Source organism: Bradyrhizobium sp. SZCCHNR1051, assembly GCF_032489615.1.
In the GTDB taxonomy this organism is placed as follows: Bacteria; Pseudomonadota; Alphaproteobacteria; order Rhizobiales; family Xanthobacteraceae; genus Bradyrhizobium.
In genome coordinates, this window is the sequence record NZ_JAUEYJ010000033.1 from 1 (window position 1) to 25,287 (window position 25,287).

Genomic DNA, 25,287 nt, shown 5'->3' on the forward strand with positions numbered 1-25,287 from the left:
CTCTTGATTGCTGGTTTCTGACAGTGTCTGCTTGTTGAAGCCTGTCGGGTCCGGTCCAGCGATCCCTAGAGTAGTGCGGCTTCAGCCGTTTAGGCGGAGACTGCTTCTGCCAAGTCTCGGCCAGGAAGAGCGATGCGGTGCTCGCGCCGTGGGTTGCGAGTCTGGCTATGCGGCGTCGATCCTGCGGTAGCTGCGTTCGCGTCCGTGCGCGTCGCCGACATGGGTCCGCAGCGAGCCGACACCGTTCACCACCGAGTTGAGGCCGCTGAGGATTGTGCCCACGTCGCCGGCGATCTCGTCCGGAACGCCGCCCTTCTCGGCGTGAGGCCGGCGCGGGTCGTAGACGCCTGGTAGAGGCCTTGGATGCCCCTCTTCTGCGGCAACGGAAGCCCGAACTCGATAAGCAAGGAGCGGCTGACCGATGCCGAGCGCATCCTGTAGAGCTTGGGCATAGGAGCGTCTGGCGAAATCGATCTGGAAGCTGTCGCTTGGACGCGGGGTGACGTCGGGTCCGGTTATTGGCCCACACGCGCCTTCTTGAGCCGGCGGAACGCTCGACCAGCTCCGGCCTGTTGCTATATGCCTGACACGGAGCGATCGGCCGGCGAGCCAAGCGGATCAACCGGGAAACAGATCAATCACGCTGACGAAGGGTTGGCGCTTCTCGCTGTGCCTCCGAGCCTTCGCGCCGATTATGCGGCCGAGGTCCAGCCGTCGTTCGAGAGCGAAGAAGATGTCGGCCCCGTCCATCATGATCAGGCGGCGGGCCGTGAAGGCAGCGAAGCCATCGTCAGAGAATCCGCCGTAGCTGACGAATAGTCCCCTGGTCCAATCCGGCCGCTCAAGCAATTTCCCCTGGAAACCGTGCAGCATCTGCGCGTCGACCGGCTTGTTCTGCCACTTGGCCTCGACAAGGTACGTGTCACTGCCGTGCTGGAACGATCCGTCGATCTGCTCGCCCGTCAGGCGGAACGAGGCATGCGCGTCCAGCCCCCACACATCGAACCATCGCTTCAGAAACCGTTCGAGAGCGTAGCCTCTTGCCTGCGGCGCGTCCTGCATCGCGACCAGTGTCCTATATTCGGCGTCCAGCGCATCCAGGTCGGCGCGGGCGGGACCGGTGGTCTGCTCCGAAAATTGATTCCGGTCAGCCGACGGTCCTCCGGGCAGAGGAGCGCCGCCCAGTCTTTCGACGAGTGCGCTCAGTCTCTCGCGGGCCTTCGGCACCTTCTCCTCGTCTTCGCCGCGCTCCGCGCGTTCGATCTCGCGGATTTCCCACAGGGCTGCCAACGCCTTGGCTACAACGGCGGGCTGCGCCCTCTCGAGGAAACCCCACAGCCGCTTGCCTTTGGAGTCGCCGTGGATCGCGTAGGCTTCGTCGTAGATGTCGATTCCGATGTCGCGAGAGAAGAAGGAGGCAAACGTTTTGTTGCTGAAATTGAGAACATATCCGCCGTACATGCCGAACAAACTGTCGATCAGCTTCATATCGACCGTCGATAAGTTGGCCATGTTCGCTCCCATATGATTCTTGGGCGATGATAGAGGGACTCCATTCGTCCGTTGAGTCCCTTTCGGCACCGCAGCACACGAGAAGGATGGCTCTTCTCGGCCGCAGGGCCCACGACCCCCCGGAGGTTTTCGGGACCGGCGTCCTCCTCCATGGAGAATGTGGTTAGACCATCCGGCAGGCCGTCAGCGCTGACGGCAGAGCGAGCCCGGCCTCTGATGTTATTGGAGGTGCTGCGTCGGCACGATATCAGTCGCGTCAACGTGCTCAACGACAAGCCTGACGTGCTTGGGCTGAGCCTGCTTGGCACCATATAGCGCTCCATCGGCACGGGAAACGACACACCGCAAGCTGATTCCGACCCTGCCCTGAATCCGAACAACCCACCATCGAATTCGAACGGGCCAGGCCGGTACAACGACGATGTCCCCTCCGATCGATGGACGTCCCCTAAGATCGGCGGAAAACCGAATAAGTTCGTACGCGGCTGGCAATCAAGCTTCAGGCTCTCCTTCTGACGGCGAAAGACCGCCTCCCAGTCCATCGTGCCTAGGCTAAACTTGATCTCGGCTATCATCCCAAACTTTAGGTCGGCCATCGGGGCTCACCGGCGCCGCCTTCCATTCTGAATATCCACTAGATGCCAACTCGTCGCATTGCTGGCTAATATGTCGTCGTCGCGCTTCATCGATCTCTGCTTACTTGCATCACCGGATGCCCCCTCATCGCCTGCTTACCCTTTGAAGCCCAGAACTCCCGGGCCTGTTCCCTCCGGTCACCTTGGAGCTTTTCGGCCATCCAAAGCAGCCCGCCAAAGATGACAGCGCGATCATCGCCGGTCAGTTCGACTATTCCAGCTTTGACGACGAGGCCACCAAGTTCGATGAGATGCCGCGTGCGCTTGCGGCGTTCCACCTGCCAAGTACGCATGTCATGTCGCGCTTCTGCGGCCTGACGCCGGTTGCGCGCCGCTCGGTTGCGCGGGAGTGCCATCCATGTTGCGATCAGTTGCTGGCGCAGTTCGCCGCGCCCGGCGTTGAAAGAACGCGGCGCCGCGCCTGGCCCATGCCTCCCTCTTTCCGGCTTCCTTTGTCTCGGCCACGACAAGCAGCGCGCCGGCCAGTTCTTCAGCGGTGAGAGTGTCGGCTCCAGTCGCGACGACCAGTTCGCCGAGCTGGCGCACCTTGCGAGTTTTCAGTCCGCGCGCCTTGTCTTCGAGTGCCTTCAGGTCCGCATCAAAGTCTCGTGGTTTGCGCATCGTCTTCTCCACTAGTTTTCATGAAGAATGATAGCTGGGCACCAGGGACAATGCCGTAGGATCACCTGGACGGGCTGAGACGGTGTAATCCCTCCCGAGATTTTTTTGAGGGAGGGCGCGCTTATACGTCGTGCCGACGTACCCTTTGCTGTGTAGATGCTCTGATCGCGATGGCGATCTATCATCTTCACGTCAAGGTCATTGGCCGGAAGGCCGGAAGCAGTGCGGTGGCATCGGCGGCCTACCGGTCGGCCTCGCGGCTGCGTGACGAGCGGTTGGGCCGTGAGCAGGATTTTTCCGCCAAGCGAGGCGTCGTCCATTCCGAGGTGATACTGCCGGAGAATGCGCCGGAGGCGTGGGGAGACCGCGAACGGCTTTGGAATAATGTCGAAGCACACGAAATCCGCAAGGACGCCCAGCTTGCCCGCGAGGTGGAGTTCGCCCTTCCCCGCGAACTGACCGAGGGACAAGGCATCGAGCTGGCTCGAGACTTCGTTCGGAGTGAGTTCGTGGGTCTTGGCATGATCGCAGACCTCAATGTGCATTGGGACATGGCCGAGGACGGCATGCCCAAGCCCCATGCCCATGTTATGCTGACGATGCGCGCGGTCGACGAGAATGGTTTTGGCCAGAAGGTGCGGGACTGGAATCGCACCGAGATGGTCGAGCGCTGGCGGAGGCGCTGGGCCGAGCTCGCCAACGAGCGACTGGCCGAGCTCGATATCGATGCGCGGATCGACCATCGCAGTCTGGAAGCCCAAAGCATTGCGTTGGAGCCACAGAGCCAAATCGGCGCACCGGCGAAACGGATCGAGGTTCGAGACATCTCGGGCGAAAGCGGCCAGGCCGATCGCACCGAGATGCACCGCGAGATTGCGCGGAACAACGGCGCGCGGATTGTCGCCGATCCCTCAATTGGGCTGGATGCGATTACCCAGCAACAATCAACCTTCACCCGCCGCGACATGGCGAAGTTCGCGCACCGGCACAGTGACGGGCTCGACCAGTTCAACCAGGTGGTCGGCGCGATGCAGGGAACGCCCGATCTGGTCGAACTCGGCAAGGACGCCCGCGGCGAGGATCGGTTCACCACCCGAGGAATGATCGAGGCGGAACAGCGCCTGCACCGCGCCGCTGAACGGATGGCGGAACGGGAGCGCCATGAGGTCGGGGATGCGGACCGCACAGCCGCTTTGGCGCGGGCCGAAGCGCGCGGCTTGGTGCTTTCAGGTGAGCAGGCCGAGGCATTGGCGCATGTCACGGACGGACGCGATCTCAGCGTCGTGGTCGGCCATGCCGGGACGGGAAAGAGCGCGATGCTGGGGGTGGCGCGGGACGCCTGGGAAGCGGCCGGCTTCGAGGTCCGAGGCGTGGCCCTGTCCGGCATTGCCGCGGAAAACCTCGAAAGCGGATCGGGCATTTCGTCGCGCACGATTGCCAGCCTGGAGCACGGCTGGGAACAGGGCCGTGATGAGCTGAGTTCGCGCGATGTGCTTGTCATCGACGAGGCCGGCATGGTCGGTACGCGGCAGCTCGAGCGCGTGCTGTCGCATGCGGCCGAGGCTGGCGCAAAGGTGGTGCTGGTCGGCGATCCGCAACAGCTGCAGGCGATCGAAGCGGGCGCGGCATTCCGGTCGATCCATGCGCGTCACGGCGGCGCTGATATCGGTGAAGTCCGCCGTCAGCGAGAGGACTGGCAACGGGACGCCACGCGCGATCTGGCGACCGGTAAAGTCGGCCATGCGCTCGAAGCCTACCGCGCTCACGGCATGGTGCATGAAGCCCCAACCCGCGAGCAGGCGCGCAGCGATCTGATCGAGCGCTGGGACCGCGACCGGCAAGCCTCACCGGACCAGAGCCGAATCATCCTCACCCACACCAATGACGAGGTCCGCGCGCTGAACGAGACAGCGCGCGAGCGGATGCGGGCCGCCGGCGACCTGGGGCCCGAGGTGCGCGTGACAGTCGAGCGCGGCGCGAGAACCTTTGCCAGCGGGGACCGCATCATGTTTTTGCAGAACAAGCGCGGCCTTGGCGTCAAGAACGGCACGCTCGGAACCGTCGAGCTGGTCAGTCCGCAATCCATGACTGTGCAGACCGACGATGGTCGATCCATGCGCTTCGACCTCAAGGATTATAACCGGATCGACCATGGCTATGCCGCGACAATCCACAAGGCCCAGGGCATGACAGTCGACCGCGTCCATGTGCTCGCAACGGGCGGCATGGATGCTCACACTAGCTATGTCGCCCTGTCGCGGCACCGCGACGGCGTGGACCTGCATTATGGTCGCGACGATTTTTCCCATGCGGACCGGCTCACCCGCGCCCTGTCGCGGGATCGGGCCAAGGACATGGCCTCGGATTATGATCGTGCCGATCCGGTCCAGAGCTATGCCGAACGGCGCGGGATCACAATCCGCGAGCGCGTGGCGGAGATTGTGCGCAAGATCGTGCCGGAGAAGCTACGCGAGATGTTCGACGGCCTGCGCGTTCGTGGAGAGGTATCCGACCGGGATGGCGGACGGAGGTCGGAGCGGGAAGCGTCGGAATGGGAAAGGAGTGATACGGGAGCCGAACGGCGCGCAGCCGCAACGCCGGACAGGAAGGTGGCGGAAGAGGCAGATGAAAAACTGCGTCGCGTGCGGACCCAGGCGCTGGTGCGCCATGCCCGCGCCGTGGATGCTGTCTTCACGGCGCAGGCGACAGGCGGCAGAGCAAGTCCGGACCAGGCCAAAGAGCTGCAGAAGGCCCGGCAGGCCTTCGAGGAGGTGCGGCCCTTTGGCTCGCACGACGCCGAAGCCGCCTACAAGCAGAACCCGGAGCTGGCCCGCGAGGCAGCTGGCGGACGCCTCAACCGCGCCATACGCGCGCTCCAGCTCGAAAGCGAACTGCGCATCGATCCGAGCCGCCGCGCCGACCGTTTCGTGGAGCGCTGGCAAAGACTCGACCACACCAGCCAGCGTCAGTATCAGGCCGGCGACATGTCCGGCTATAGAGCGACGCGCTCGGCGATGGGCGATTTAGTCAAAGGCCTCGACCGCGACCCGCAATTGGAGTCCGTGCTCGCCAATCGCAAGCGGGAGCTCGGCATCGCGTTCGAATCAGGCCGCCGACTCGGCCACGAATTGGCCTTCGCGCACGGAATCGACCTTGGAAGAGGCCGCGGCCTCGAACGTTAACTTCGCCCATTTTCCGTCGCGTCTACGCGACGCTGCTACGACACGAAAAGCGCTCTTGCGCGCCTGCAACGGCTTGTTCTGTCTGGATCAGCAGCAGTCAGAAGCTGCTAGCAAGAGGCAGAGCAGCCATGCGCGGACCAGACCGTATCATCCGCTTAAAGACCGTCCTCGCCAGGACCGGGCTGTCTCGTTCCACCATATACCGCAAGATCGCGGAGGGTACCTTTCCGGCTCAAATTAAGATCAGCGTCAACGGGACGGGCTGGCATGAATCCGAGATTAGCCGGTGGATCAGAGATCCGGTCTCCTGGCGTCCGGCAGGCGGGTTCGATGATGTCCGGTAGCGAGCGCAGCAGCTCGAGGTTGTGGTGCAGACGAAACAGATCAGCGCCAAATTTTCCGCTGCGCCCGGTGGCCATTAATCGGGCTAAGCTGTGTCGTTCCTTCCGTCGTTAATCGGCGGTGGTAGGCAGCTTGGCCGATGCAATCCTCACCAGCGGATTGAACCATTTGCTTGACCGTTCAGCCCGCGGCCTTCTGAGGAGATCGATTCGATCAGCTTGCAGACCGCCGTTTCGTGGTTTCGAAGGCAGTTCGCCCATGTGTCGGCTTTCCACGTCATCTGACCCAGAGGCCCTCCGAACATGATGGTCATGAACGGCATGAAGTCGGCCGTCCGCGTGGATCCCCGGGTCACGTCCGATTGACTGACTACCGTTAGTACGTGGCCGCAAAAATCGATAGCGGTGACGGCCATTACTCGATCATCAAAGGCATGTCTCTCGCGTGGCCGCGAAGAAGACCGGCTGGTGTCCGAACCATCTCCGACGTTGCCGCGAGCCGGCATAGTACTGCCCCATATTTCGCGTGACGTTTGTCGACTATTTGGTCAAGGGTCGAAAGCTTCACTCCCAATGTAGACTATCGTCTACAATGCGGCAAGCGGAAATGGGATTCATAGTCCGTAGACCGATAGTCTACATTCTTTTCGATTTGTCCGCTATGGTGGATGAATCGGCAATTGTGGGGATAGTCGCCGCGAACGTGCGAAGAGCGCGAAAGGCATTGAATTGGTCTCAGGAGGAACTTGCTTTCGAGGCAGGTCTCGATCGCACTTACATCTCCCAGGTCGAACGGGGAAAGCGGAATATGACCATCGTCGTCCTTGCGCGCCTAGCCACCGCACTGCATACGACCCCAGAGCGCCTAATTGCTGCCGGGTCTCGAAAAGCGGGCGGTTAGCTGCGTGTTTTTTCCTTTTCTGAGCCCTGGGTGAACGAGAGCTCCTCAGCTAAGGCTGGCTGCGGTACAGAACCTATTGACCACGCTTGGCCCATTAGTTTTTTCGAACCCTCCAAGGACCGGCCATGGAGAAGAAGGCGTCCCCATTCACGGTTTTACTTGATGCCAATGTCTGGATTGAGGAACGCCTGCTACGGTCCTCGCTGGGCAATGCCCTGCTATATGCTATCGTTGGCGCCAAGGCCACGTTGGCCCTTCCGGAGATCGTTGAGCGCGAAGTCGATCGCGTCATGCCAGAGTTGGCCCGTCGAGCGGTCCAGAATATTCGACGAGACATGACTTTGCTGAATCAGCTGTCGGGAAGTCAGATGACCGTCAGCGGCCCCTCTCCTAGAGCAGTCTGCGACGGAGTCGCTGCTCGTTGGAAGCAGCTTTCGGGCTCTATCGAGCGTATTCCCTTTACGTTCGAGCAAGCAAAAACGGCATTGTCGCGGATAATCGACAAGACGCCCCCGTGCGGAGAAAACAACGAGCAGTTCCGGGACTGCTGCATTTGGGAATCGGCATTGTCGCTCGCAAAAGATCGCACGGTGCACCTCGTTACCTTAGACCACGCATTCTATGACGGTAGGAAACATGTGAACGGATTGGCCAAGGCTTTGCGAAGCGAGGTCGAGCGACACGGAGTGGAGGTCATCATTCATCCGACCGTTCAGGAATTGCTGACCGCTCTCGGCGATACCGTTGTCGCGATCGACGAACAAGCCATCGGAGTATCCATAATCGAGTCGGTCACTCCGTCTGCTCGCGCCATTGCAACCGAACGAGGGCCGTTCGAATTGGGCCGAGCATTGGCCAGACGGATCAAGGGATATGCGACGCCAAAGGAGGCTCTAATCGCAGTGTACTTTGACTTATATTTCGAACTCAATCGCGTCGGTCCGGCCGGGACGACCGGCGAAGACGAAAAAGCACTTCTGACCCTGAGAGGCGAGTGCGACTTCGATCCGAACAAAAATGCCGTTTCGGGGATCGAGATTAAGGGCTGGTCGCAACGCATTGGTCATTCTTGGGGCAGCGCCATGCATTTCTCTACCTCCGAGGATAAGAACGGTCCAGAGCGGGTGCGCATCCTCTAACGGTTGAGCACCGCACCGACGTCGGGATCGGGGACGCAATCTCACAGGCAAGCCGTATATTCCCGTCACGGGTCAACCCAAGGGATGGAGCAAGCGATCTTGAATTCTATCTGGCTGCGCCTCGACGGAAACTCGACAAGCGAGACGGACGAGGCAGGTGAGGTCAACATCCTCATGCGCCTCCGGGGCGCACGCGGGCAGACTGGCCCTTACCGTCAAAATGGTCGAACAGGGAATCCAAGGTTACCGTCGCCTGGTAGTCGCCCCCCTTTGATCGCGTTGATGCCGTTGGATATGGATAGTCGCGCATTGACGTTCATCTTCTATCTTCGCCCGAGGGTGCCGGACAGAAGAGTCTCCTGGAGACTCGTATCTTCCAGCCAAAGAGCACTGCTCAAGCGGTAGTAGGTGCGACACAGAGAGATGATCTTTTCGCGCCCACCGAGGCACACGGGAATCGTGAACTCCGTGATTCCGCTATAGACCGGTCTTGTGAACCCGCTGGTGGACAGCAGCAAGCTGGCAGTCGCCTGCCGGGAGGCTGTGATCCGGACGAGCTTCCTAACGTGCGACATTCCCGGTTTCTGCTCGCTCCAATGCTTCACTTCCACGAGATAAACCTGCTTCTTGCCCCCCTCCATCGCGGTCAGTTCAAGATCAAACCCTCCGTCCTTGCCAGAGCGGGTGACTTTTGTATCGAAGCCGATGCCGTCGAATACCTCGCCCAACAGTCGTTCAAGGTCCCGCCATTCGATTCTCGGCAGTTCATCGGGATGCTGGGCAACGGTCTGGGCCAATTCCCGCATCGCACGACGCACAATGGTTTCGCATTTCGAAACCACTTCCTGCGGTTCGGCCTGTTTGGCGATCCAGTTGCGAAGGTGCTCAGGTCCGAAGAGATCGATTTCTCCGAGACCGATCATATCCGCATGCTGGAGGGCATCCGCTGAAAAGCCAAGGCGCGATACGATCATCGCACGGTCGAACGGGCCGTTGGCCTTCAAATTGAAAGCCTGCTGAATAGAATCGATGCCGGCCTGCCTCGATCCGGCTTTTACCTCGATCGCGATCACCTTAGAGCTGCCGTCGACCATTGCGCGGATGAAGCAATCAACTTCAAGCAATGCGTTTCCCGATCCAATAAAGCCTTTTTCTGAGACGGGATAGCCGCAAGCTTCGAATATTCCTACAAGCAGGCTCTCTGCCTCTGACGGCTGAATGAATTCACCCCGCTCAAAACGCTCCAGAAGAGCCAACGCTTGATAGAGTTTGCTCATGCCGCGCCTATCTGGTGAGCGTGACGTGGCTTGACGGACGGTGTCGGACGAACATAAACGCTGCGGCTTCAAGCCGGGAAAACCATCCCAATCTGACGATGACCAGGGCGGAGAAGTCGATGTCTCGCTCGCAATTGACTAAGCTTTGCATGGACATCATGTCCTCCTGGCTGGGTCGGACTGGAAAGCTCGGATGGGAATGCCATTCACCGAGATAATTGAAGCGTCTGAAATCGGATCCCGTCCTTCGAAAAAAGCCTTCGAGGGCCTGTGCGTGATGGTCAGGGCTGCGGACGAAATGTGCGTCCGTTCCGGTTGTCTCATCAATTGAAAAGTCGACGATCCGAAAATGGTCTGGTGCGACTTGCTCGCCCATGAGGATGCCACCGATCTCGCGCCTTCCGGCACGTCTTAGGCATGTGCGAAAGCGGGCCCGCTGGTCACTTGGAAGACTGATCGTGACCATCGAAGGCAGAAGGTAAGAGTTCACGAAGCAGTGCAAGGCTCTCGGCGACAGAGGCGGAATCTTGTTCGATCTTCCACGGTTCGGAGCCGGCGAGTCGAATAGGCCAAGTCTCGAACGGCTCGGAGAAAATCCAAGCCCTGCGCAGGCCGATCGCATAGGCCGGCACCGGAAATGTGCTTTCGTCCGGGCGGATGAGGACGTCCGTCGCCAATCGCGCCAGGTGTCCCGCGATGATGGTGACCTCGGCGTCGTCCGCGACGAGCGCGGCTCCATCGCCGGCCGCCGCTGCGTAAGGCGCTGCGAAGCCGGCGAGCGGCGCGGGAACGCCGTGCGCATCGCACCAGGCATTGATTTGATTGCGGGCCGTCTGAGGTTCCGGCTCGTGACCTGATCGAACGCGCGCCACTAGGCCGCCGATGCCGCCGGCGAACACCTCGCCCCAGACGAGCGGCTTCAGACTCTCCTTCGCGACGGCGGCGCAAAAGTTGAAGCAGTGCGCGTCGGCGGTCGCGTCGATGATGACGTCGCAGGCTCGCAGCGCGGACATTACCGAGTCCGTAGTATCCGCGCTCTCCTGGCCGCCCAACGCGACGCGTCGCACCGTGATGTCGATCGTTCCCGCAATCTCGATAAGGCGAGCGCGGAGCGCGTCGACCTTGTGAGCGCCGATTGCGACGGCGCCGAGCTCGTTTCGCACGATGTTCGCCAAGAATAGAACGTCATCATCGACGAGCGTGAACTGGCGTATGCCTGCGCGCGTCAGCATCGCGGCGACCTTGGACCCCATGGAGCCGCATCCGACGATGGCGACGCTTTTCCCGGCAAGGACGGCATAGTCATCCCGAAGCCGGCTACCGACGCCGACCTTAAGGGTTCGCGAGCGACCGAAGTGGCGCTTCTGGTTGCCATCATAGGCGTAGAAGTGCGCGATCTCGGTCTGGGAGACCATCACCAGGTCCATCTCGCCGGTCGCGGCGAGCACCTGCTCGCGGAGCGTCGCAAGGCCGAGATCACCGAGCAAGCCCGCGATGCTGTCCTGTGCCGCCGTCGGCATCCTTGTGCCCACCGGTAGTCGAATGGCGTGGCCGCGCTTCGTCGTCTCGCGAATTCCGGCTGGCCAGGCGCGCACATCCGTGGCGCCATCGATCTCTGCAACGGTTACGGTGAAGGTTTCGGCGTCGTACTTTTCCGCGACGCCGATCTCGACGGATTGGCCAGGTTCGATCGCCTTCAGGCGCTCGTCGAGCGGCGGCGTCACCAGGAATCGGAAGGGCGAGCCCCGGACGCTTTGGCCAATGGAGACGTAATGTGCCGAAGGCAGTTCGGGACCGTCGACATCGCGCTCACCGGCGATCAACCGATGTGCACTCTCGATCATCATCGCCCCGGTGATCGCTGCCTCCCAGTTGTCGGCGCGATATTCCAGGCAGAGATTTCCTCCGGGCCCGTATTGGTGGCTCGAGAGGCGACTACCATCCCGGGGGACAACGATGGGCGGAGCATTGGGGTGGAATTCAGCATAGGTCATCGTTAGCGGAACGCTCTCGCCGTCGTGGTCGATCTCGAAGTCGACGACAAGCGCAGCGCCGTCCGAGAGATACCAGCGCACGCCTCTGAGCCAGTTCACGCGCTCGGCGAGATCAGCGACGCTCTGGCGCTCGGACCGCGCTCGTGTCGAATTTTCGAGCCACCAAATCATTCCGAGCCGCCGAACCCCTGAGGCTTGGTCGGGACACGGCTCCTGTCCGGAAAGGAGAGACCTGCGCTGGCCGGAGCCGCCGATGCAGTTTTCAGCAGCGTGGGGCGTGCCAACGGCTGGCGGCGGCGCGCCGCGCGATCGGCCAGCGAACCGCCGACCCCGCGGCCCACAGTTTCGGTGATCAGGCTTCTATCGCTCGAACGGGCGGCTTGCCCGAATTCTGTCCTGGCCTTCTGCAGCCACTCGAAAAACGCCTTGGCCCGCTCAGGATGATCTGCCCATTTATCGGCGAAATTTTCTAAGGGGTCGGTCGGGTTCGGAATCCAATACTGGTTGTTCTGCCAGAGGATGTGCTTGTCCATGCCGGTCAGGATCGCGACCAGCGCCTGGCCGATCGTCTCCTCGCCATTGTAGGAATGTGCCGCCAGGGTGGTGATGATCACCGATATAGGCCGTTCCTCTTTGCGTTGCTCGAAACTGTGATCGCGGTGGCGCTTCAGGATCATGATTGCTGCCTGCAAAGGCGTGCGCACCTTGTAGTCGGGAATCTCCTCGACGCTGGCGCGTGTGCTCTCGGCCAGCATGCGCTTGCGCCGTTCGAGAACGGCCGCCATTCGGCTTTTGAACCACTCGCTGTAGCCTTTGGGATTCGATCGCGGCCAATCCTCCGTGACGGCAGTGTAGGTCGGGCATTCATTGTCGGTGATGGCGATCGCCGTGGCGGTCCAGCGCGCATCGAGGCCACGAGTTTCCAGGAGGATGCGGGCGCCTTGACCATTGGGAACCGAAGGCACCACGTCCATGTGGAACTGGGCGCCGTCGGCATAATCAAGAACCCAACAACGACGGCCCTCGCGCAGCGGTTTGTTCATGCTTTGCGCTTTGCGATACGCCTCGATCTCTGCGCCGAGCAGGAACTTCAGTTGCTCCTGCGTCAATGACGCCTTAGCCAGCTTCTGAAATTCGCAGACGGAGTCGATGTCGTACTCTTCCGCCTCGTTAGAGGGTCGGATCGTAGTGCCAAGCCGAAAAGACCCCTGGACGTAAACCTTCGGGCCATATTGCCGCACGCTTGACGCGTCACGATGCAGCCACTCCCCGAGCGAGTTGTAGCTTCTCTCCGCCTGCTCGTAGCGGCTGGGTGGCACGCTGAGTTCCTCGGCAAGATCTTCCAGGAATTCCTCGCTCTCGCGGGTCAGACTCTGCTGGTCCACCGTCGCCTCCAAATGTCGCCCAAAAGGCGCGTGTGGATCGTCAAACTGCGCGCTTGAGCTTCAGGGATAAAACGTGAACACTACACCGAGTCGGATCGGATCTCCACCATGGCAAAGACGCAAATCCCAAACAAAATTCAGGTCGCTCTCTGGGCCAGAGCCGGAGGCCGGTGCGAGTATCGCGGATGCAACGAGGATCTTATCGGCGACCTGGTCGCCGGTCGCGAGGATGGAAAGTTCGGCTTCATCGCGCATATCGTTGCCGACAGCGCAGAGGGGCCGCGCGGGGATGCGGTTCGCTCACCGGCGCTCGGCAAAGATCTGAACAACCTGATGCTGCTTTGCGCGAAGCATCACAAAGGCGTGGACGTCGATTATCTCGCGGATCATCCGGAAGGCGTCCTTCTCGAGATGAAGGCGGAACATGAGGATCGGATCGCCATTGTGACCGGAATGGCCGAGGATCGCGCTGCCCACGTGCTCCGGTTTGCGGCCGATATCGGTCAGCGAGACGCGCTTGTCTCGACACGCTCGATCTTCATGGCCATGCCGCCCGATCGTCATCCCGCCGAAGGCCGCACGATCGACATCGAGTTGGTCGGATGTGACTATGCCGATCATGAACAGGAGTACTGGACGATCCAGCAGGACAATCTCCGGCGCGTCTTCGCCCGTAAGGTGAAGGAGCGGATCGAGCAGAAGGAGATCCGGCAACTCAGCGTTTTTGCGTTGGCGCCGCAACCGCTTCTCATCGAACTTGGCCATCTTCTGGGAGACATTGTCCCGGTCTCCGTTCATCAGAGATATCGGGAGCCGCCGACGTGGCGCTGGCAGCCCGATCAGCCGGCAATTACGTTCCTCCTCAACGAGTATTCTGGGCCGCCGGCCGTGCGCGTCGCGCTCAAACTGGCGCTCAGCGCAACCCTCACGGATGATCGCATTCGTGCCGTGCTCGGTGACGAAGTGGCCATCTGGTCCTTGACCGCGGAAAATCCGCACAACGACATCATGCGGCGACCTGAGGATCTGGTGGAATTCAAACGCCACCTCCGACGCCTCTTTGATCGCATCAAGGCAGTTCATGGAGAGAAGGCGATCATCAACGTCTTTCCGGCGCTTCCGAACTCAGCTTCCATAGAAGTCGGACGCGTTCGGATGCCGAAGGCAGATCTGCCCTTGCACATCTACGATCAGAATCGGTCGGTCGGTGGCTTCATTCCGACCTTGAAAATCGCGAGCTAGCCAGGCCGATCGAACCGGCTCGTCCTATTTGTACTCCCAGCTACCCGGTAGCCCTACCAGCGCTCCGGGCTTCTTGCGCAAGAGCTCTGTCATCCTGTTGCCTCGGACCGATCGTAGTCCGGGACCGGCGCATGGACGGCAAGAACGAAGAGACGCGGATCGGAGTGTCTGGGTCGCCAGGTAGCAAGGAAATGCCGCCTCCCGCGAAACGCGGCCGCAAGAAGCGTGGCGTGCCGCCGCCCGCGACATTTGATATCGATACGCTGCCGGGTAGTTCTAATTTGACGGTATTAGAGGCGGCCGCGATCATTCGGCGCACGCCTAGCGCGCTGGAACAGTGGCGGCGCGATCCGAACCATCCCCTGAAATGGCGTTACGTCGATGGCCGCCCGCTCTATCGGGTCGATGCAGTGCGGGACTATCTGGCGAGCCGCGACAAGGCCACTAAGCCGTCTCAGCCGCATAGTGCTCGCGGAGACGGCCGAGCAACTCGGCCTTGATCGGGTCGAGCGGATTCGTCCGCTGCAGACGCACGACCTTGCCGGCCCGTTTCGCGCCGACCAACTCCGCGATGTAGTCATGAGCCGCTTCGAAGGCCATCCTGCGGATAATCCACTGTTCGTCGTGATTGTAGACCTGATCGATTCCGCGGGGCTTTTGCCCGACACATAGCCGCTGGATTTCGTTGTCGTAACCGCAACGCGACATGATGGTGCGCAGTGTGCGCCGCAGATCATGCATGGTGAATCTGGCGACCTCGGCTTCCTTGATCAGTCGCGCAACCATCTTGGTGAAACCCGACATCTGCCCCCCGGTCTTCGGCGACGGGAACACATAGTCAGAAGTAGCGCGCTGAAAATGTTTCGCCGCCGCCAGCACCTCATCGATCGGCTGCGTGCGCGGAACGTCGTGGTGTAGACCCATCTTGGTCCAGGCTTCGTCGAACGTTACGCGGTCGTCCAGGATATGCCTCGACCATTCCAGCATCGTCGGCTCGCTGCGGCGCGGACCACCGAGCAGGCATAGCCGCGTCAGCTGTCCGAATGCGCCGAGCTTACCCGCCGCCTTCCAGACCTTGATCACCTCATCGTCGGTGAGCGCGCGACCCTTCTGTCGGCGCCCGACCCGCTCCCTGCGAGTCTGTTTTGGATTTCGATAGCCGGCAAGAACGTTGGTATCGACCAAACCTCGGCTCACGCACCATTCCAGAAAGGTGTGGGTGTGCTTGCGCATATCGTCGGCGGCGCCGCGTTTGCCGGTGGCGGCGATCCTGTCCGCGTCCGCGACGATCTGCCGGCGCGTCAGGGACCTGATGTCCTTGGTCAGATGCCCGGCCAGACCGCGCCGCATCGCCGACAGTGCAACCTGCCAGTTCACGATTCCGCGCTGCAGCAGCGCCCTCTCGTACGGCCCCTTCGCCTCGATCAGCTCGCCCAGCGTCTTCCGCTCTTTTGCGGCCAGCTGTTGCTCTTTGGCTTCGCGCTTGGCGGCGTTCGGGTCGCCGGTGCGCACCAGATCACCGGTCGCAATCTTGGCGGCCGCGCGCGCGTCCCTTTCCTTGAACCTTGGCCAGGCGCCCAGCGTCTTGCGCTGCGTGCCATCGACACCTGGCTTGGTGAACAGATAGACCCAGCTCTTGCCGCCGCTGGCGCGGACTCTGAGCGCAAGGCCCGGCTGTTCACTGTCGTAGAGGTAAACCTGCGATTTGCCGGCCGGCAGCTCGACGCGCTCAACGGCGGCGTCGGTGAGCTTGAGAAATTGCTGCTGCGATTTGGACCTGAGACCTTTTCCCGCGTCGGGGTGAGACATGAGATCTTTCCCGCGATTCTGAGCCCCGATCTGTGCCCCAGGGGAGAATTGCTCTCGGGGCACAGCGGGGGCACAGATTTGACCTATGGCTGCGTCTGGCCGATTGAGGTCAAATATTGCAGGAAATCCTTATACTGCAAGGTCATTTTCGACTTAGCGTATGGTCTGATATGGCCGCCTTGGAGCCGTGGTTCTTCCTTCACACGGGAGAGGTCCAAGGTTCGATCCCTTGTGCGCCCACCATTGACCTCTGAATTTGCGCGTCCGTTCCGTGTTTACTACCGTCCATCTGGGGCCCATACCGCCATCGCATGATGACGATCGGGGCACCGCCAGCGGACGCTCGGCGAGCTTGACCTTGCGTTGGCCGAGTTCACATTCCGGCAGGCCGAAGCGGCCGATGTCGACCGGTAGTCCGAGCTGCTTCCCTGGCGAGAATGTCGGCGTCCTCGTCGTGAGATTGCGCGATCTCCATGAGAATCCCGGCCGCGACGTCCCGCGGCAGGCAGATATGATCGACCACCCACAGCAGCGCCATGGCCGCTTCGCGCTGACAGGTCTGCGCCTTCCGCAACGGCGCGAGCTTCTGCAACGCCTGCTCGCGACGCTCCGCCCGAGCGTCGGCGACTGCATCGCGCGCGAGGGTCTCGATCTCCTCGGAAGAGCGGACCGCGCTCAGGTTGTTCGACATTCCGTTCTTCCCCCATGAAGCCCGAAGCTATTCCATTTGGACCAGAGGCCGACGTCGCAGCAACGGCCGCGGCTACGCATCGAATGTGCATCGAGGCAATTGGATCGCCGCACCCGGCTATTTTGACCTCGCTCGTCCGCGCATGGGCGCCCTGCATCCGGCACATCAGTCACAGAATGCACCTGCTACCTCCGCAGGGACGGCGCAAGGCGGCTTTTGCGGGGCGGAGCTCTCACGTTTTCCTGATTCCTGCGTCAGAACGCCGCGACTCGAATCCGCCTATGGTCCGGGGCGTTTCCAACCCACGGAGGTTTTCCGCATGCGTAAACTGATCATCGCCACCGCCGCCCTCGCGTTCGTCTCGTCGGCCGCTCTTGCCCAGTCCACCGAGAAGCCGATGACGACCACCGGCCAGTCGGCGAAGAGCGGCGACGCCATGGGCGGGGGCGACGACATGAAGATGAGCAAGACGAAGAAGAAGTCGGCGAAGAAGTCGTCCGGCGACGCCATGTCGAAGTAGGGCGTGGGCGCGCCTGTCCGCAGGCTCCACATGCGCGACGAGATCGGGCCGCTCCTATCAGGGGCGGCCCTTGTTCATTCGCGTCGACCGCGATCGCGCACCTCTTCTGCGAGATGTCTCAGCCGGCGGCGAGTCCCATCTGCTGCAATCGCCCCGCGAACCAGGCCGACAGTCCCGGATCGATCCGGGCGCCGACATAGACCTCCGGCGTGATCACGCTGCGGCGGTCGAGAATCACCAGCACGCCGATCCAATAGGCAAACCACAGATGCGGATCGGTCAGCGCCATCAGCTTGTGGCGGTCATGCGCCAGCGGCTGGTGGTTGCCGGCCTTGCGGACCTCGATCGCCAGCAGATTGTCGGGCACGGCACGCTTGTGCACGACGATGTCCGGGTAGACCGATTTGCCCAGCTCATCGTCGGTCGAGACGATGGTGCCACGCGGCAGCAGCATGGCGCGGTCGCCGAGCCGATTGTAATCGCAATCGACATCCCACCCCAGGAAGTTGCGTTCGAGATGCACCGCCAGCCGATGCGTCAAGGCGCGCTCGCCGAGATCACGGTCGAGGATGAAGCGCTCGCGCGCATAGAACTCCTGCAGCGCAGAGATCAGCCGGTTCAATTCACTGTGCATGCCGCTCAGATACAGGAGAGAAGGACACCTCACCATCAACACGCGATCGGCGTGAGTCGCCAACCCCATAAATGAGGCGATGCGCCTTCCCTCGGCCGGCGGCCGTTTTGCGGCCGCCAGCGTTGCGGATTTACATCTGCACTTCGATCAGGCGCGGACCATATTCGGCATTGGCCTCGGCCAGCGCGGCATTGAACTCGTCGGCCGAGGTGACGGAGCGGGCGGGAACGCCCATGCCCTTGGCCATCGCGACGAAGTCCAGCGTCGGGCGGTCGATCTTGAGCATATCCTGGGCGCGCTGGCCGGGCTCGCCGGCACCGACGCCGTCGAACTCGCCGCGCAGGATCTGGTAGATCCTGTTGGCGAACACGACCGTGACGACGTTGAGGTTCTCGCGCGCCTGGGTCCACAGCGACTGGATCGTGTACATCGCGCTGCCGTCGCCGACCAGGCACATCACCTTGCGGTCCGGACAGGCCACGGCGGCGCCGGTCGCGACCGGGGTCGAGAAGCCGATCGAGCCGCCCATGTTCTGCAGCCAGTCATGCGGCTTGGCGGCCGCCGTCGGCGGGAAGAAGCCGCGGCCGGTGGTGATGGATTCGTCGACGATGATCGCATTCTCCGGGATCGCGTAGGCGATCGCCTGGGCAATGGTGGTGTGGTTCAGCCCGCCGGTCGGCTTGATCAGCTCGGCGAGCGGCTGCGGCTTGACGTCGGCCGGCTTGGCGCCGAGATGGCCGGCGAGCGCCTCCAGCGCCGCGGCCGAGTTCTCGCCCCAGGCGGTCATGCGGTGCACCTCGGTGCCCTCGGCCTTGAGCATGCTCGGCTTGTTCGGATAGGCGAAGAAGGCGACGGGGTCGTTGGCCTCGACCAGCACGATATGCTTGTAGTTCTTCAGGATCGGCAGCGCCTGCTCGATCACGTAGGGGATGCGGTCGATCGAGAACCGTCCGGCGCCGCGCGCCATGCGCGGGTGATAGGTCTGGCCCATCACGCGGCAGCCGGTCTTGCCGGCGATCTGCTGGGCGAAGGTCAGAGCCTGCTCGGTCAATGCGCCCGCTGTCATCAGCACCAGCGTCTCGGGGCCGTGGGCGTGCAGGATCTTCGCGGCCTTCTCGACCGCGTCAGCCGAATAGCTCGGGCGCTGCGCCTCTCCCGGAACCTGGGCAATGCCGTCGGCCTCGTTCCAGGCGGTGTCGGCGGGCAGGATCAGGGTGGCGATCTGCGGCGGCGCGCTCTTGGCGGCGGCGATCGCGGCGGCGCCGTCGGCGGCCACGGCCTTGGCGCTCGGCGAGGTCCGCACCCAGTCGGACATTGGCCGCGCCAGGCCCTCGATGTCCGAGGTCAGCGGCGCATTGAAGCCGATGTGGTAGGTGGCGTGCTGGCCGACGATGTTGACGATGCCCGAGCGCGCCTTCTTGGCGTTGTGCAAATTGGCGAGGCCGTTGGCGAGGCCGGGGCCGAGATGGAGAAGCGTCGAGGCCGGCGTGCCCTTCATGCGGAAATAGCCGTCGGCGGCGCCGGTCACCACGCCCTCGAACAGGCCGAGCACGCAGCGCATGCCCTCGACGCGGTCGAGCGCGGCGACGAAGTGCATTTCGGAGGTGCCCGGATTGGTAAAGCAGACGTCAACGCCCCCTGCGACCAGGGTCCGTACCAGGCTTTCCGCACCGTTCATCATCTTCTCCTGCTGATTTCGCGCGCTATTTGCAATGTTGGGCAGATCAATCATTGTTCGCCCGCGGCGTCAAAGGGGCTGGCCGCATTGCTGCCATCGCCACGGTGCTCATGCGCGGGCTTGGCTAACAGGATGTTGGTCCGGACGCGCGCGATTGTCCGTGGGATTTGGGTCACGGACCGTCGCCACATACCGGCCTCACGCCGCCGTGGGTTGCGAAGTGCAACCGTTTATGGCCTGTCTGCGAACGGAATTTGATGTTTGCCAGGGGACGGAAATGAAGCGCTGTTTGGCTTTGGGAATTGCTGCGGTCGCGTCGGTGGCAAGCGCCGGGATGGCGCGGGCGGAAATGTTCGACACCAGGGACCTCTTCGGCGGCGGGCCGAACTTCTATCAGAGCGGTGTCAGCCCGATTCCGCGCCAGACCGTGATGTTCCAGAGCCAGTATGCGCCAGGCACCATCGTCGTGAGCACCAGTGAGCGCCGGCTCTATCTGGTCCTGCCGGGCGGCCAGGCGCTGCGCTACGGCATCGGCGTCGGCCGTGACGGGTTCCGCTGGAGCGGCGTGCACCGCATCTCCGCCAAGAAGGAATGGCCGGCCTGGACCCCGCCGTCGCAGATGCTGCGGCGCCGGCCCGACCTGCCGCGCCACATGGCCGGCGGCATCGAGAACCCGCTCGGCGCGCGCGCAATGTATCTCGGTTCAACGCTGTACCGAATCCACGGCTCGAACGAGCCCGAGACGATCGGCCAGGCGGTATCGTCGGGCTGCTTCCGCATGACCAATGACGACGTCGCCGACCTCTACGACCGCGTCTCGGTCGGCACGACCGTGATCGTCAAGAACTAGAGCCGCACTCGACCACGACGATGAGGCAATGTCACAGCGCGCATCCTCGCCACGAGCATCCGTGCTCCTGGCGCCCCCTGCGGAGCGCGGTGGCGGCCGCGCTGGCTGCGCTTGTGACCGCGATGGTCCCGCTGCCGGCGTCGACCACCGAAATTCCGGCGATCGCCGCCCGCCAGCGCATCGAGAAGAAGAGCTTCACCGACGCCGAGATCACCGACGGCTTCTTCAAGACCGCGTTCGGCGCCGAGTATCACCTGGCGGGCCGGGTCGACCGCATCCGGAAGTACAGCGCACCGGTGCGGGTGTTCGCCGATGGCCGCCGCGCCGATCGCAAGGCGCAGCTCGCCAAGGTCGTCAGCGACATCGCCGCGCGCATCCGCAACCTCGACATTGCGATGACCGACACCGACGGCGACGCCAATGTCCGCGTCAAGCTGGTGCGCGACCGCGATCTCTACCACACCATCAGCCAGGCCTATGGCAGCGAGCGCGCGCGCGAGATCAAGACCTCGCTGGATCCGCAATGCCTGTCCGGCTTCCGCAAGAACGAGGCGTTCGAGATCGAGCATTCCGACGTCATCCTCACCGTCGACAACGGCGATTTCGTCTTTCTCGACTGCGCCTATGAGGAGCTCCTGCAGTCGCTCGGGCCGATCAACGACACCTCGAGCGTGCCCTGGACCATGTTCAACGACAACGTCTCGATGGGCTATTTCGACGTCTACGACCAGTACATCCTCAACCTGCTGTACGACCCGCGCGTCAAGGCCGGCATGACGCTCTCCGAGGTCAAGGCGGTGCTGCCGGACGTGCTGGCCGATGTGCGGGCCTGGGTGAGGAAGACCAACAATCTGGCGGAGTGACGCAGGCGTTTGGTTAAGCGTCGTGGTTTGAGAGCCGAGACGCCGCCTCGAACACAGGTGTGGTCCCGGCGAACGCCGGGACCCATACGCCGCGGCCGTGCAATTGGGCACGCTGAGCGACGCTCTTCTTCCAACTACCGGGCCCGGTGACTATGGGTCCCGGCGTTCGCTGGGACCACACCGCATTTGGCGAAGCGACTGCGGCAACTCGGCGCTATCGGCAGATCCCCTTCAGCGCCCGCCACTCCTCCGCACTCAGCAGCGGCGGACCGCTCGGCGGCCGGTCCTCGGCGCGCATGCGCGCGAGACGGTCCTCGCTGAGCGGATGGCTGGCCCACAGCGACGGGCGCTTGCCGTCCTCCTTGCCGGTGATGCGAAACAGCAATTCGCCCATCGGGCGCGTCGGCCGTCCGAGCTTGTGCATCACGTCGATCGCGAAACCGTCCGCCGCCGCCTCCGCCTCGCGCGAATAGGACGCATTGATCATGGCCCGCGAGGCGAAGATCGCCGCGCCCGCGCCGGTGACGTCGCCGAACAGCAGGCCGATCAGGAATGAGCTGCCGCCATTGTGGATCAGCTGCCGCAGGTTGTCGCGGTGCTTGAGGTGGCCGAGCTCATGCGCCAGCACACCGGCGACCTCGTCGGGGTCATTGGCCTTGTCGAGCAGCCCCCTGAACAGGAAGAATTGCCCGCCCGGCAACGCGAAGGCGTTGGGGATCGGCGTATCCAGCACCTGCGACGCGATGCTGTCGTCGAGGCCGGCGGGGCGGCGCAGCGCCGACACCAGCTTGGCGAACGCGGCCTGCCCGGCCGCCTCGCCGCAAAGCTTGTCACCGAACACGGTCTGGATCTGCACCACGGCGGCCTCGCCGAGATGCCGCTCCATGGTCGGCGGCACCAGGGGCGTCAGCCGATCGGATGCGAACGGAATCACCACCAGCACGACGGCGACGATCGAGGCGACGGCGGCCAGCGACCAGCCGACGATGCGCGCGATGGCGCCGCGGGTCATCCTGTTCTGGTCGATATGGCTGCAGCGCGCGATCAGCTCGGCCGACAACGCCGCGTCGCGGATCTCCAGCCGTGCCAGCGGCGATGCCGACAGGCAGCTCACGCGCAGCGTGCCGCTCGGGCCGTCGACGCGGCGGATGTCGGCATAGGGCCAGGAGACGAAATTGTCGGCGCTGCGCATCACGAGCTGATTGGCGAAGCCGATCGTGACCGTCTGCCGCCGGTTGGACAGGCCGTCGAAATAGACCGCAGGGCCGCCGAGCGGAGCGGCCGGCTCGACCGGCGTGGCGGCGGCCGGCGCAGCAGCGGCCACCTGCCCGGGATCAGAATCCGGCGACGTCGAGTCCATCGGCAAATCCTTCGCCGAGCGCGCTGGCCAGATCGCCCCTGGCGGCGACATTGGCCATGGCCTCGATGCCATGCACTTGAACCGACTGCAGCACGGTCGCCCACATGTCGCGCACCAGATAGAGCCGCATCACGACGTTGAGCGCCAGGATCCAGGCGATGTAGCCCAATCCGACCAGCACCAGCATCGGCACGTTGTCGGACAGCGCCTGCGCCTGAGGCCGGCCGTCACTCCCCGGCCCCAGCAATCTGAGCATCAGCGCGGCGACACCGCCGAAATAGGCGCTGGAGGCGATCGACAGCAGAAACCACCAGCCGATCACCTTCCAATAGAGACCATAGAACGCATTGTCGGGCAGGTCCGATTCCAGACGCACGCCGCCGAAGCGAATGCCCGACAGCCACCAGCGCCACTCGATCGCTTTGAACTGCGCATAGACGAACGGAAACAACGGAAACAGCAGCAGCGCAAACGGCGCGATGACCCACAGATACCAGGCGCGCTTGAAGAACTCCCAGCCGCGTCCCTCGAAGTCGCCGCTGAGATCGCCATAGTGCGAATGTCGCATCTTGTAGCGCTCGAGCGCGGCGGCGCGCCACGGCCAGGCCAGCCCCAGCGTGACCACCGTCAACAAGGTCCACAACATGGCGCGCCCGGCATAGGCCCAGCCCGAACCCGTCATCCAGAACCGGATGCCGCGCCAGACCGTGCGCGTCAGCCGGTAGCGGCGCGCGCGGAAGATGGCGAACTGGCCGAAGGCGTAGAAGGCGATCACCAGCGGCACGCTGGCGAAGCCCTGGTAGCGCTCGGCCTCGACGCCGATGAGGAAATAGGCGAGATAGATCGGGACCAGGATCGCCATCGCGAACAGGAAGCCGATCAGGAGCTCCTTGCCGCGCCCGGTATATTCTGCGGCATCACCGTCGACAGCCGTGTTGACCCAGAGATGCCGGCGGATGTCGGTCGCGAGCCAGAACCGGTAGAAGCCCAGTGTGATCAGTTCGATGGCCGCCCCGCGGCTGACCAGCCGGAAGAACTCGCCACGCGCACCTGAGAAGGTGGCGGTGAGAGGCGGAAGCGGCGGCAGCTGCTCCGGAACGTAACTCATCTGGTTCACGGCTCAGGGCCTCCGACACACGCAAAAGATCTACAATATACCTCGATTGTTCGTCGCCGGGACGACTCCGAGGTTCGACGTATTTTCTACGCAAGTCGGCCGGAAAAAACACCGGCCTCGACGAGGATGACTAAAATATCTGCATCCGGCCGGTTGGCGAACGCATGTCCCGCATGCGCCAACCGCTTGGTCGGCACCTCAAGACGTCTTGTCGAACAATTCCCGCCCGATCAGCATGCGCCGGATCTCGCTGGTGCCGGCGCCGATCTCGTAGAGCTTGGCGTCGCGCAGCAGCCGCCCGGTCGCATAGTCGTTGATGTAGCCGTTGCCGCCGAGCAGCTGGATCGCATCGAGCGCACATTGCGTCGCCTTTTCGGCGGCGAACAGAATCGCGCCCGCCGCGTCCTCGCGCGTGGTCTCGCCGCGATCGCAGGCCTTGGCCACCGCATAGACATAGGCGCGCGCGGCGTTCATCGTCGTGTACATGTCGGCGACCTTGCCCTGCACCAGCTGGAAGGTGCCGATCGGCTGGCCGAACTGCTTGCGCTCATGCACGTAAGGCAGCACAGCGTCCATGCAGGCCTGCATGATGCCGAGCGGACCTGCGGCGAGCACCGCGCGCTCGTAGTCGAGGCCACTCATCAGCACGTTGACGCCGCGGCCGACCTGCCCCAACACGTTCTCCTCCGGCACCTCGCAATCCTCGAACACCAGCTCGCAGGTGTCCGAGCCGCGCATGCCGAGCTTGTCGAGCTTCTGCGCGGTCGAGAAGCCCTTCATCCCCTTCTCGATGATGAAGGCAGTGATGCCGCGCGGGCCGCCCTGCGGATCGGTCTTGGCGTAGACCACCAGCGTTTCCGCGATCGGACCGTTGGTGATCCACATCTTGTTGCCGTTGAGGACGAAGCGATCACCCTTTTTGTCGGCGCGCGTCTTCATCGACACCACGTCGGAGCCGGCCTGCGGCTCGGACATCGCCAGCGACCCGACATGCTCGCCCGAGATCAGCTTCGGCAGATATTTGCGCTTCTGCGCCTCGTTGCCGTTGCGGCGGATCTGATTGACGCAGAGATTGGAGTGGGCGCCGTAGGACAGGCCGACCGAGGCCGAGGCGCGCGAGATCTCCTCCATGGCGATGCAGTGCTCGAGATAGCCGAGGCCGGCGCCGCCATACTCCTCCTCGACGGTGATGCCGTGCAGGCCGAGCTCGCCGATCCGGGGCCAGAGATCGCGCGGAAACTGGTTGGAGCGGTCGATCTCGGCGGCGCGCGGCGCGATCTGCTCCTGCGAAAAGCTCGCCACCGTCTCGCGGATCGCGTCCGCGGTCTCGCCGAGATCGAAATTGAACATGCGCTGCGCGTTGGCGATCATGGGGGCGCCCTCCTGCTAGTCTTCTGCTTTGCAACAATCGCTCAAAGCCATATTCCGTGACGTGACGCTTGTCACGCCCGACGTCCGGACAAATACCAGCGTTGCGACGCAAGACCGGCCCGGCGGCCGCACTCCGCACTTGCCCCGCGCTCCCGGGCAGGATGT

25 protein-coding genes are annotated in these 25,287 nt (G+C 62.9%); 9 read left to right on the forward strand and 16 right to left on the reverse strand.

The genetic code is table 11. From position 1 onward, the window contains the following. Nucleotides 1–165 precede the first annotated feature (165 nt). The 4 genes from QW868_RS30875 to QW868_RS30890 all read right to left on the reverse strand — a co-directional run bounded on the left by QW868_RS30875 (nucleotide 166) and on the right by QW868_RS30890 (nucleotide 2,768). Entirely contained in the window at nucleotides 166–282 is a 117-nt protein-coding gene (locus tag QW868_RS30875) for an abortive infection family protein (RefSeq protein ID WP_316232324.1), read from the reverse strand. A 336-nt stretch (nucleotides 283–618) separates the two neighbouring features. Then, a complete protein-coding gene (locus QW868_RS30880) occupies nucleotides 619–1,512 on the reverse strand; it encodes a restriction endonuclease (RefSeq protein WP_316232325.1) in 894 nt (297 codons plus the stop codon). A gap of 682 nt (nucleotides 1,513–2,194) precedes the next feature. Beyond that, the gene (locus QW868_RS30885; RefSeq protein WP_316232326.1) at nucleotides 2,195–2,440 is read right to left on the reverse strand and encodes a conjugal transfer protein TraD; all 246 of its coding nucleotides are present in this window, start codon (nucleotides 2,438–2,440) and stop codon (nucleotides 2,195–2,197) included. Nucleotide 2,441: 1 nt separating this feature from the next. Continuing rightward, nucleotides 2,442–2,768 (reverse strand): conjugal transfer protein TraD, encoded by a 327-nt coding sequence (locus tag QW868_RS30890; protein ID WP_316232327.1) that lies wholly within the window; start codon nucleotides 2,766–2,768, stop codon nucleotides 2,442–2,444. A 170-nt stretch (nucleotides 2,769–2,938) separates the two neighbouring features. On the opposite strand from QW868_RS30890, the gene traA reads away from it, so the two are divergent. Continuing rightward, complete coding sequence (gene traA, locus QW868_RS30895; protein WP_316232328.1) at nucleotides 2,939–5,950, forward strand: Ti-type conjugative transfer relaxase TraA; 3,012 nt, start codon at nucleotides 2,939–2,941, stop codon at nucleotides 5,948–5,950. 128 nt (nucleotides 5,951–6,078) lie between these two features. Further along, nucleotides 6,079–6,294, forward strand: a complete 216-nt coding sequence (locus QW868_RS30900) for an AlpA family transcriptional regulator (protein WP_316232329.1) — start codon at nucleotides 6,079–6,081, stop codon at nucleotides 6,292–6,294. Nucleotides 6,295–6,440: 146 nt separating this feature from the next. On the opposite strand, the gene QW868_RS30905 is transcribed toward QW868_RS30900, so the two are convergent. Then, nucleotides 6,441–6,707, reverse strand: coding sequence for a hypothetical protein (locus QW868_RS30905; protein ID WP_316232330.1), 267 nt, complete (start codon nucleotides 6,705–6,707; stop codon nucleotides 6,441–6,443). Between the two features lie 245 nt (nucleotides 6,708–6,952). On the opposite strand from QW868_RS30905, the gene QW868_RS30910 reads away from it, so the two are divergent. Further along, nucleotides 6,953–7,192 carry a helix-turn-helix transcriptional regulator gene (locus QW868_RS30910; RefSeq protein ID WP_316232331.1) on the forward strand — a complete coding sequence of 80 codons (240 nt, stop codon included), beginning with the start codon at nucleotides 6,953–6,955 and terminating at the stop codon, nucleotides 7,190–7,192. A 125-nt stretch (nucleotides 7,193–7,317) separates the two neighbouring features. Next, nucleotides 7,318–8,331 carry a PIN domain-containing protein gene (locus QW868_RS30915; RefSeq protein ID WP_316232332.1) on the forward strand — a complete coding sequence of 338 codons (1,014 nt, stop codon included), beginning with the start codon at nucleotides 7,318–7,320 and terminating at the stop codon, nucleotides 8,329–8,331. A gap of 323 nt (nucleotides 8,332–8,654) precedes the next feature. Here QW868_RS30915 and QW868_RS30920 read toward each other — a convergent pair whose 3' ends face one another. Genes QW868_RS30920 through QW868_RS30935 form a run of 4 tightly spaced genes read right to left on the reverse strand, consistent with a single transcriptional unit; the run spans nucleotide 8,655 to nucleotide 12,987 of the window. Further along, the gene (locus tag QW868_RS30920; RefSeq protein ID WP_316232333.1) at nucleotides 8,655–9,608 is read right to left on the reverse strand and encodes a restriction endonuclease; all 954 of its coding nucleotides are present in this window, start codon (nucleotides 9,606–9,608) and stop codon (nucleotides 8,655–8,657) included. A 7-nt stretch (nucleotides 9,609–9,615) separates the two neighbouring features. After that, the gene (locus QW868_RS30925; RefSeq protein ID WP_316232334.1) at nucleotides 9,616–10,074 is read right to left on the reverse strand and encodes a Mov34/MPN/PAD-1 family protein; all 459 of its coding nucleotides are present in this window, start codon (nucleotides 10,072–10,074) and stop codon (nucleotides 9,616–9,618) included. Beyond that, a complete protein-coding gene (locus tag QW868_RS30930) occupies nucleotides 10,049–11,773 on the reverse strand; it encodes a ThiF family adenylyltransferase (protein ID WP_316232335.1) in 1,725 nt (574 codons plus the stop codon). Before QW868_RS30930 ends, QW868_RS30925 begins: the two co-directional genes overlap by 26 nt. Beyond that, nucleotides 11,770–12,987 carry a nucleotidyltransferase gene (locus QW868_RS30935; protein WP_316232336.1) on the reverse strand — a complete coding sequence of 406 codons (1,218 nt, stop codon included), beginning with the start codon at nucleotides 12,985–12,987 and terminating at the stop codon, nucleotides 11,770–11,772. Before QW868_RS30935 ends, QW868_RS30930 begins: the two co-directional genes overlap by 4 nt. Nucleotides 12,988–13,095: 108 nt before the next feature. On the opposite strand from QW868_RS30935, the gene QW868_RS30940 reads away from it, so the two are divergent. After that, nucleotides 13,096–14,229: an SAVED domain-containing protein gene (locus QW868_RS30940; RefSeq protein ID WP_316232337.1), complete on the forward strand. Its 1,134-nt coding sequence runs from the start codon at nucleotides 13,096–13,098 to the stop codon at nucleotides 14,227–14,229. Nucleotides 14,230–14,360: 131 nt separating this feature from the next. Next, a complete protein-coding gene (locus tag QW868_RS30945; RefSeq protein WP_316232338.1) occupies nucleotides 14,361–14,729 on the forward strand; it encodes a hypothetical protein in 369 nt (122 codons plus the stop codon). Here the strand turns inward: QW868_RS30945 and QW868_RS30950 are convergent. Continuing rightward, nucleotides 14,674–16,038 carry an integrase family protein gene (locus QW868_RS30950; RefSeq protein WP_316232339.1) on the reverse strand — a complete coding sequence of 455 codons (1,365 nt, stop codon included), beginning with the start codon at nucleotides 16,036–16,038 and terminating at the stop codon, nucleotides 14,674–14,676. The two genes, QW868_RS30945 and QW868_RS30950, sit on opposite strands and share 56 nt — an antisense overlap. A gap of 373 nt (nucleotides 16,039–16,411) precedes the next feature. Beyond that, a complete protein-coding gene (locus tag QW868_RS30955; protein WP_316232340.1) occupies nucleotides 16,412–16,729 on the reverse strand; it encodes a hypothetical protein in 318 nt (105 codons plus the stop codon). A 319-nt stretch (nucleotides 16,730–17,048) separates the two neighbouring features. Between QW868_RS30955 and QW868_RS30960 the strand changes: the two genes are divergently transcribed. Continuing rightward, complete coding sequence (locus QW868_RS30960; protein ID WP_315734232.1) at nucleotides 17,049–17,249, forward strand: hypothetical protein; 201 nt, start codon at nucleotides 17,049–17,051, stop codon at nucleotides 17,247–17,249. A gap of 118 nt (nucleotides 17,250–17,367) precedes the next feature. On the opposite strand, the gene QW868_RS30965 is transcribed toward QW868_RS30960, so the two are convergent. Further along, the gene (locus tag QW868_RS30965) at nucleotides 17,368–17,883 is read right to left on the reverse strand and encodes a hypothetical protein (protein ID WP_315734235.1); all 516 of its coding nucleotides are present in this window, start codon (nucleotides 17,881–17,883) and stop codon (nucleotides 17,368–17,370) included. A gap of 130 nt (nucleotides 17,884–18,013) precedes the next feature. After that, on the reverse strand, nucleotides 18,014–19,561 hold the full coding sequence (locus tag QW868_RS30970) for an acetolactate synthase large subunit (protein WP_316232341.1): 1,548 nt from the start codon (nucleotides 19,559–19,561) through the stop codon (nucleotides 18,014–18,016). Between the two features lie 277 nt (nucleotides 19,562–19,838). Between QW868_RS30970 and QW868_RS30975 the strand changes: the two genes are divergently transcribed. Together QW868_RS30975 and QW868_RS30980 are read left to right on the forward strand one after the other, a co-directional pair. Continuing rightward, the gene (locus tag QW868_RS30975) at nucleotides 19,839–20,411 is read left to right on the forward strand and encodes a L,D-transpeptidase (protein WP_315734239.1); all 573 of its coding nucleotides are present in this window, start codon (nucleotides 19,839–19,841) and stop codon (nucleotides 20,409–20,411) included. A 122-nt stretch (nucleotides 20,412–20,533) separates the two neighbouring features. Next, entirely contained in the window at nucleotides 20,534–21,274 is a 741-nt protein-coding gene (locus tag QW868_RS30980) for a DUF2927 domain-containing protein (protein ID WP_316232357.1), read from the forward strand. Between the two features lie 214 nt (nucleotides 21,275–21,488). On the opposite strand, the gene QW868_RS30985 is transcribed toward QW868_RS30980, so the two are convergent. From QW868_RS30985 to QW868_RS30995, 3 genes are all read right to left on the reverse strand, one after another. Further along, the gene (locus QW868_RS30985) at nucleotides 21,489–22,634 is read right to left on the reverse strand and encodes a M48 family metallopeptidase (protein ID WP_316163614.1); all 1,146 of its coding nucleotides are present in this window, start codon (nucleotides 22,632–22,634) and stop codon (nucleotides 21,489–21,491) included. After that, nucleotides 22,609–23,742, reverse strand: coding sequence for a DUF898 family protein (locus QW868_RS30990; RefSeq protein ID WP_316232358.1), 1,134 nt, complete (start codon nucleotides 23,740–23,742; stop codon nucleotides 22,609–22,611). Before QW868_RS30990 ends, QW868_RS30985 begins: the two co-directional genes overlap by 26 nt. A 207-nt stretch (nucleotides 23,743–23,949) precedes the next feature. Continuing rightward, nucleotides 23,950–25,122 carry an isovaleryl-CoA dehydrogenase gene (locus QW868_RS30995; RefSeq protein WP_315734243.1) on the reverse strand — a complete coding sequence of 391 codons (1,173 nt, stop codon included), beginning with the start codon at nucleotides 25,120–25,122 and terminating at the stop codon, nucleotides 23,950–23,952. Nucleotides 25,123–25,287 lie beyond the last annotated feature (165 nt).

Coding starts and splice junctions, on each gene's coding strand:
- QW868_RS30880 (WP_316232325.1), bottom strand. CDS start 1,512: ATGGCCAACTTATCGACGGTCGATATGAAGCTGATCGACAGTTTGTTC.
- QW868_RS30885 (WP_316232326.1), bottom strand. CDS start 2,440: ATGCGTACTTGGCAGGTGGAACGCCGCAAGCGCACGCGGCATCTCATC.
- QW868_RS30890 (WP_316232327.1), bottom strand. CDS start 2,768: ATGCGCAAACCACGAGACTTTGATGCGGACCTGAAGGCACTCGAAGAC.
- traA (WP_316232328.1), top strand. CDS start 2,939: ATGGCGATCTATCATCTTCACGTCAAGGTCATTGGCCGGAAGGCCGGA.
- QW868_RS30900 (WP_316232329.1), top strand. CDS start 6,079: ATGCGCGGACCAGACCGTATCATCCGCTTAAAGACCGTCCTCGCCAGG.
- QW868_RS30905 (WP_316232330.1), bottom strand. CDS start 6,707: ATGGCCGTCACCGCTATCGATTTTTGCGGCCACGTACTAACGGTAGTC.
- QW868_RS30910 (WP_316232331.1), top strand. CDS start 6,953: ATGGTGGATGAATCGGCAATTGTGGGGATAGTCGCCGCGAACGTGCGA.
- QW868_RS30915 (WP_316232332.1), top strand. CDS start 7,318: ATGGAGAAGAAGGCGTCCCCATTCACGGTTTTACTTGATGCCAATGTC.
- QW868_RS30920 (WP_316232333.1), bottom strand. CDS start 9,608: ATGAGCAAACTCTATCAAGCGTTGGCTCTTCTGGAGCGTTTTGAGCGG.
- QW868_RS30925 (WP_316232334.1), bottom strand. CDS start 10,074: ATGGTCACGATCAGTCTTCCAAGTGACCAGCGGGCCCGCTTTCGCACA.
- QW868_RS30930 (WP_316232335.1), bottom strand. CDS start 11,773: ATGATTTGGTGGCTCGAAAATTCGACACGAGCGCGGTCCGAGCGCCAG.
- QW868_RS30940 (WP_316232337.1), top strand. CDS start 13,096: ATGGCAAAGACGCAAATCCCAAACAAAATTCAGGTCGCTCTCTGGGCC.
- QW868_RS30945 (WP_316232338.1), top strand. CDS start 14,361: ATGGACGGCAAGAACGAAGAGACGCGGATCGGAGTGTCTGGGTCGCCA.
- QW868_RS30950 (WP_316232339.1), bottom strand. CDS start 16,038: ATGTCTCACCCCGACGCGGGAAAAGGTCTCAGGTCCAAATCGCAGCAG.
- QW868_RS30955 (WP_316232340.1), bottom strand. CDS start 16,729: ATGTCGAACAACCTGAGCGCGGTCCGCTCTTCCGAGGAGATCGAGACC.
- QW868_RS30960 (WP_315734232.1), top strand. CDS start 17,049: ATGCGTAAACTGATCATCGCCACCGCCGCCCTCGCGTTCGTCTCGTCG.
- QW868_RS30965 (WP_315734235.1), bottom strand. CDS start 17,883: ATGCACAGTGAATTGAACCGGCTGATCTCTGCGCTGCAGGAGTTCTAT.
- QW868_RS30970 (WP_316232341.1), bottom strand. CDS start 19,561: ATGAACGGTGCGGAAAGCCTGGTACGGACCCTGGTCGCAGGGGGCGTT.
- QW868_RS30975 (WP_315734239.1), top strand. CDS start 19,839: ATGAAGCGCTGTTTGGCTTTGGGAATTGCTGCGGTCGCGTCGGTGGCA.
- QW868_RS30980 (WP_316232357.1), top strand. CDS start 20,534: ATGGTCCCGCTGCCGGCGTCGACCACCGAAATTCCGGCGATCGCCGCC.
- QW868_RS30985 (WP_316163614.1), bottom strand. CDS start 22,634: ATGGACTCGACGTCGCCGGATTCTGATCCCGGGCAGGTGGCCGCTGCT.
- QW868_RS30990 (WP_316232358.1), bottom strand. CDS start 23,742: ATGAGTTACGTTCCGGAGCAGCTGCCGCCGCTTCCGCCTCTCACCGCC.
- QW868_RS30995 (WP_315734243.1), bottom strand. CDS start 25,122: ATGATCGCCAACGCGCAGCGCATGTTCAATTTCGATCTCGGCGAGACC.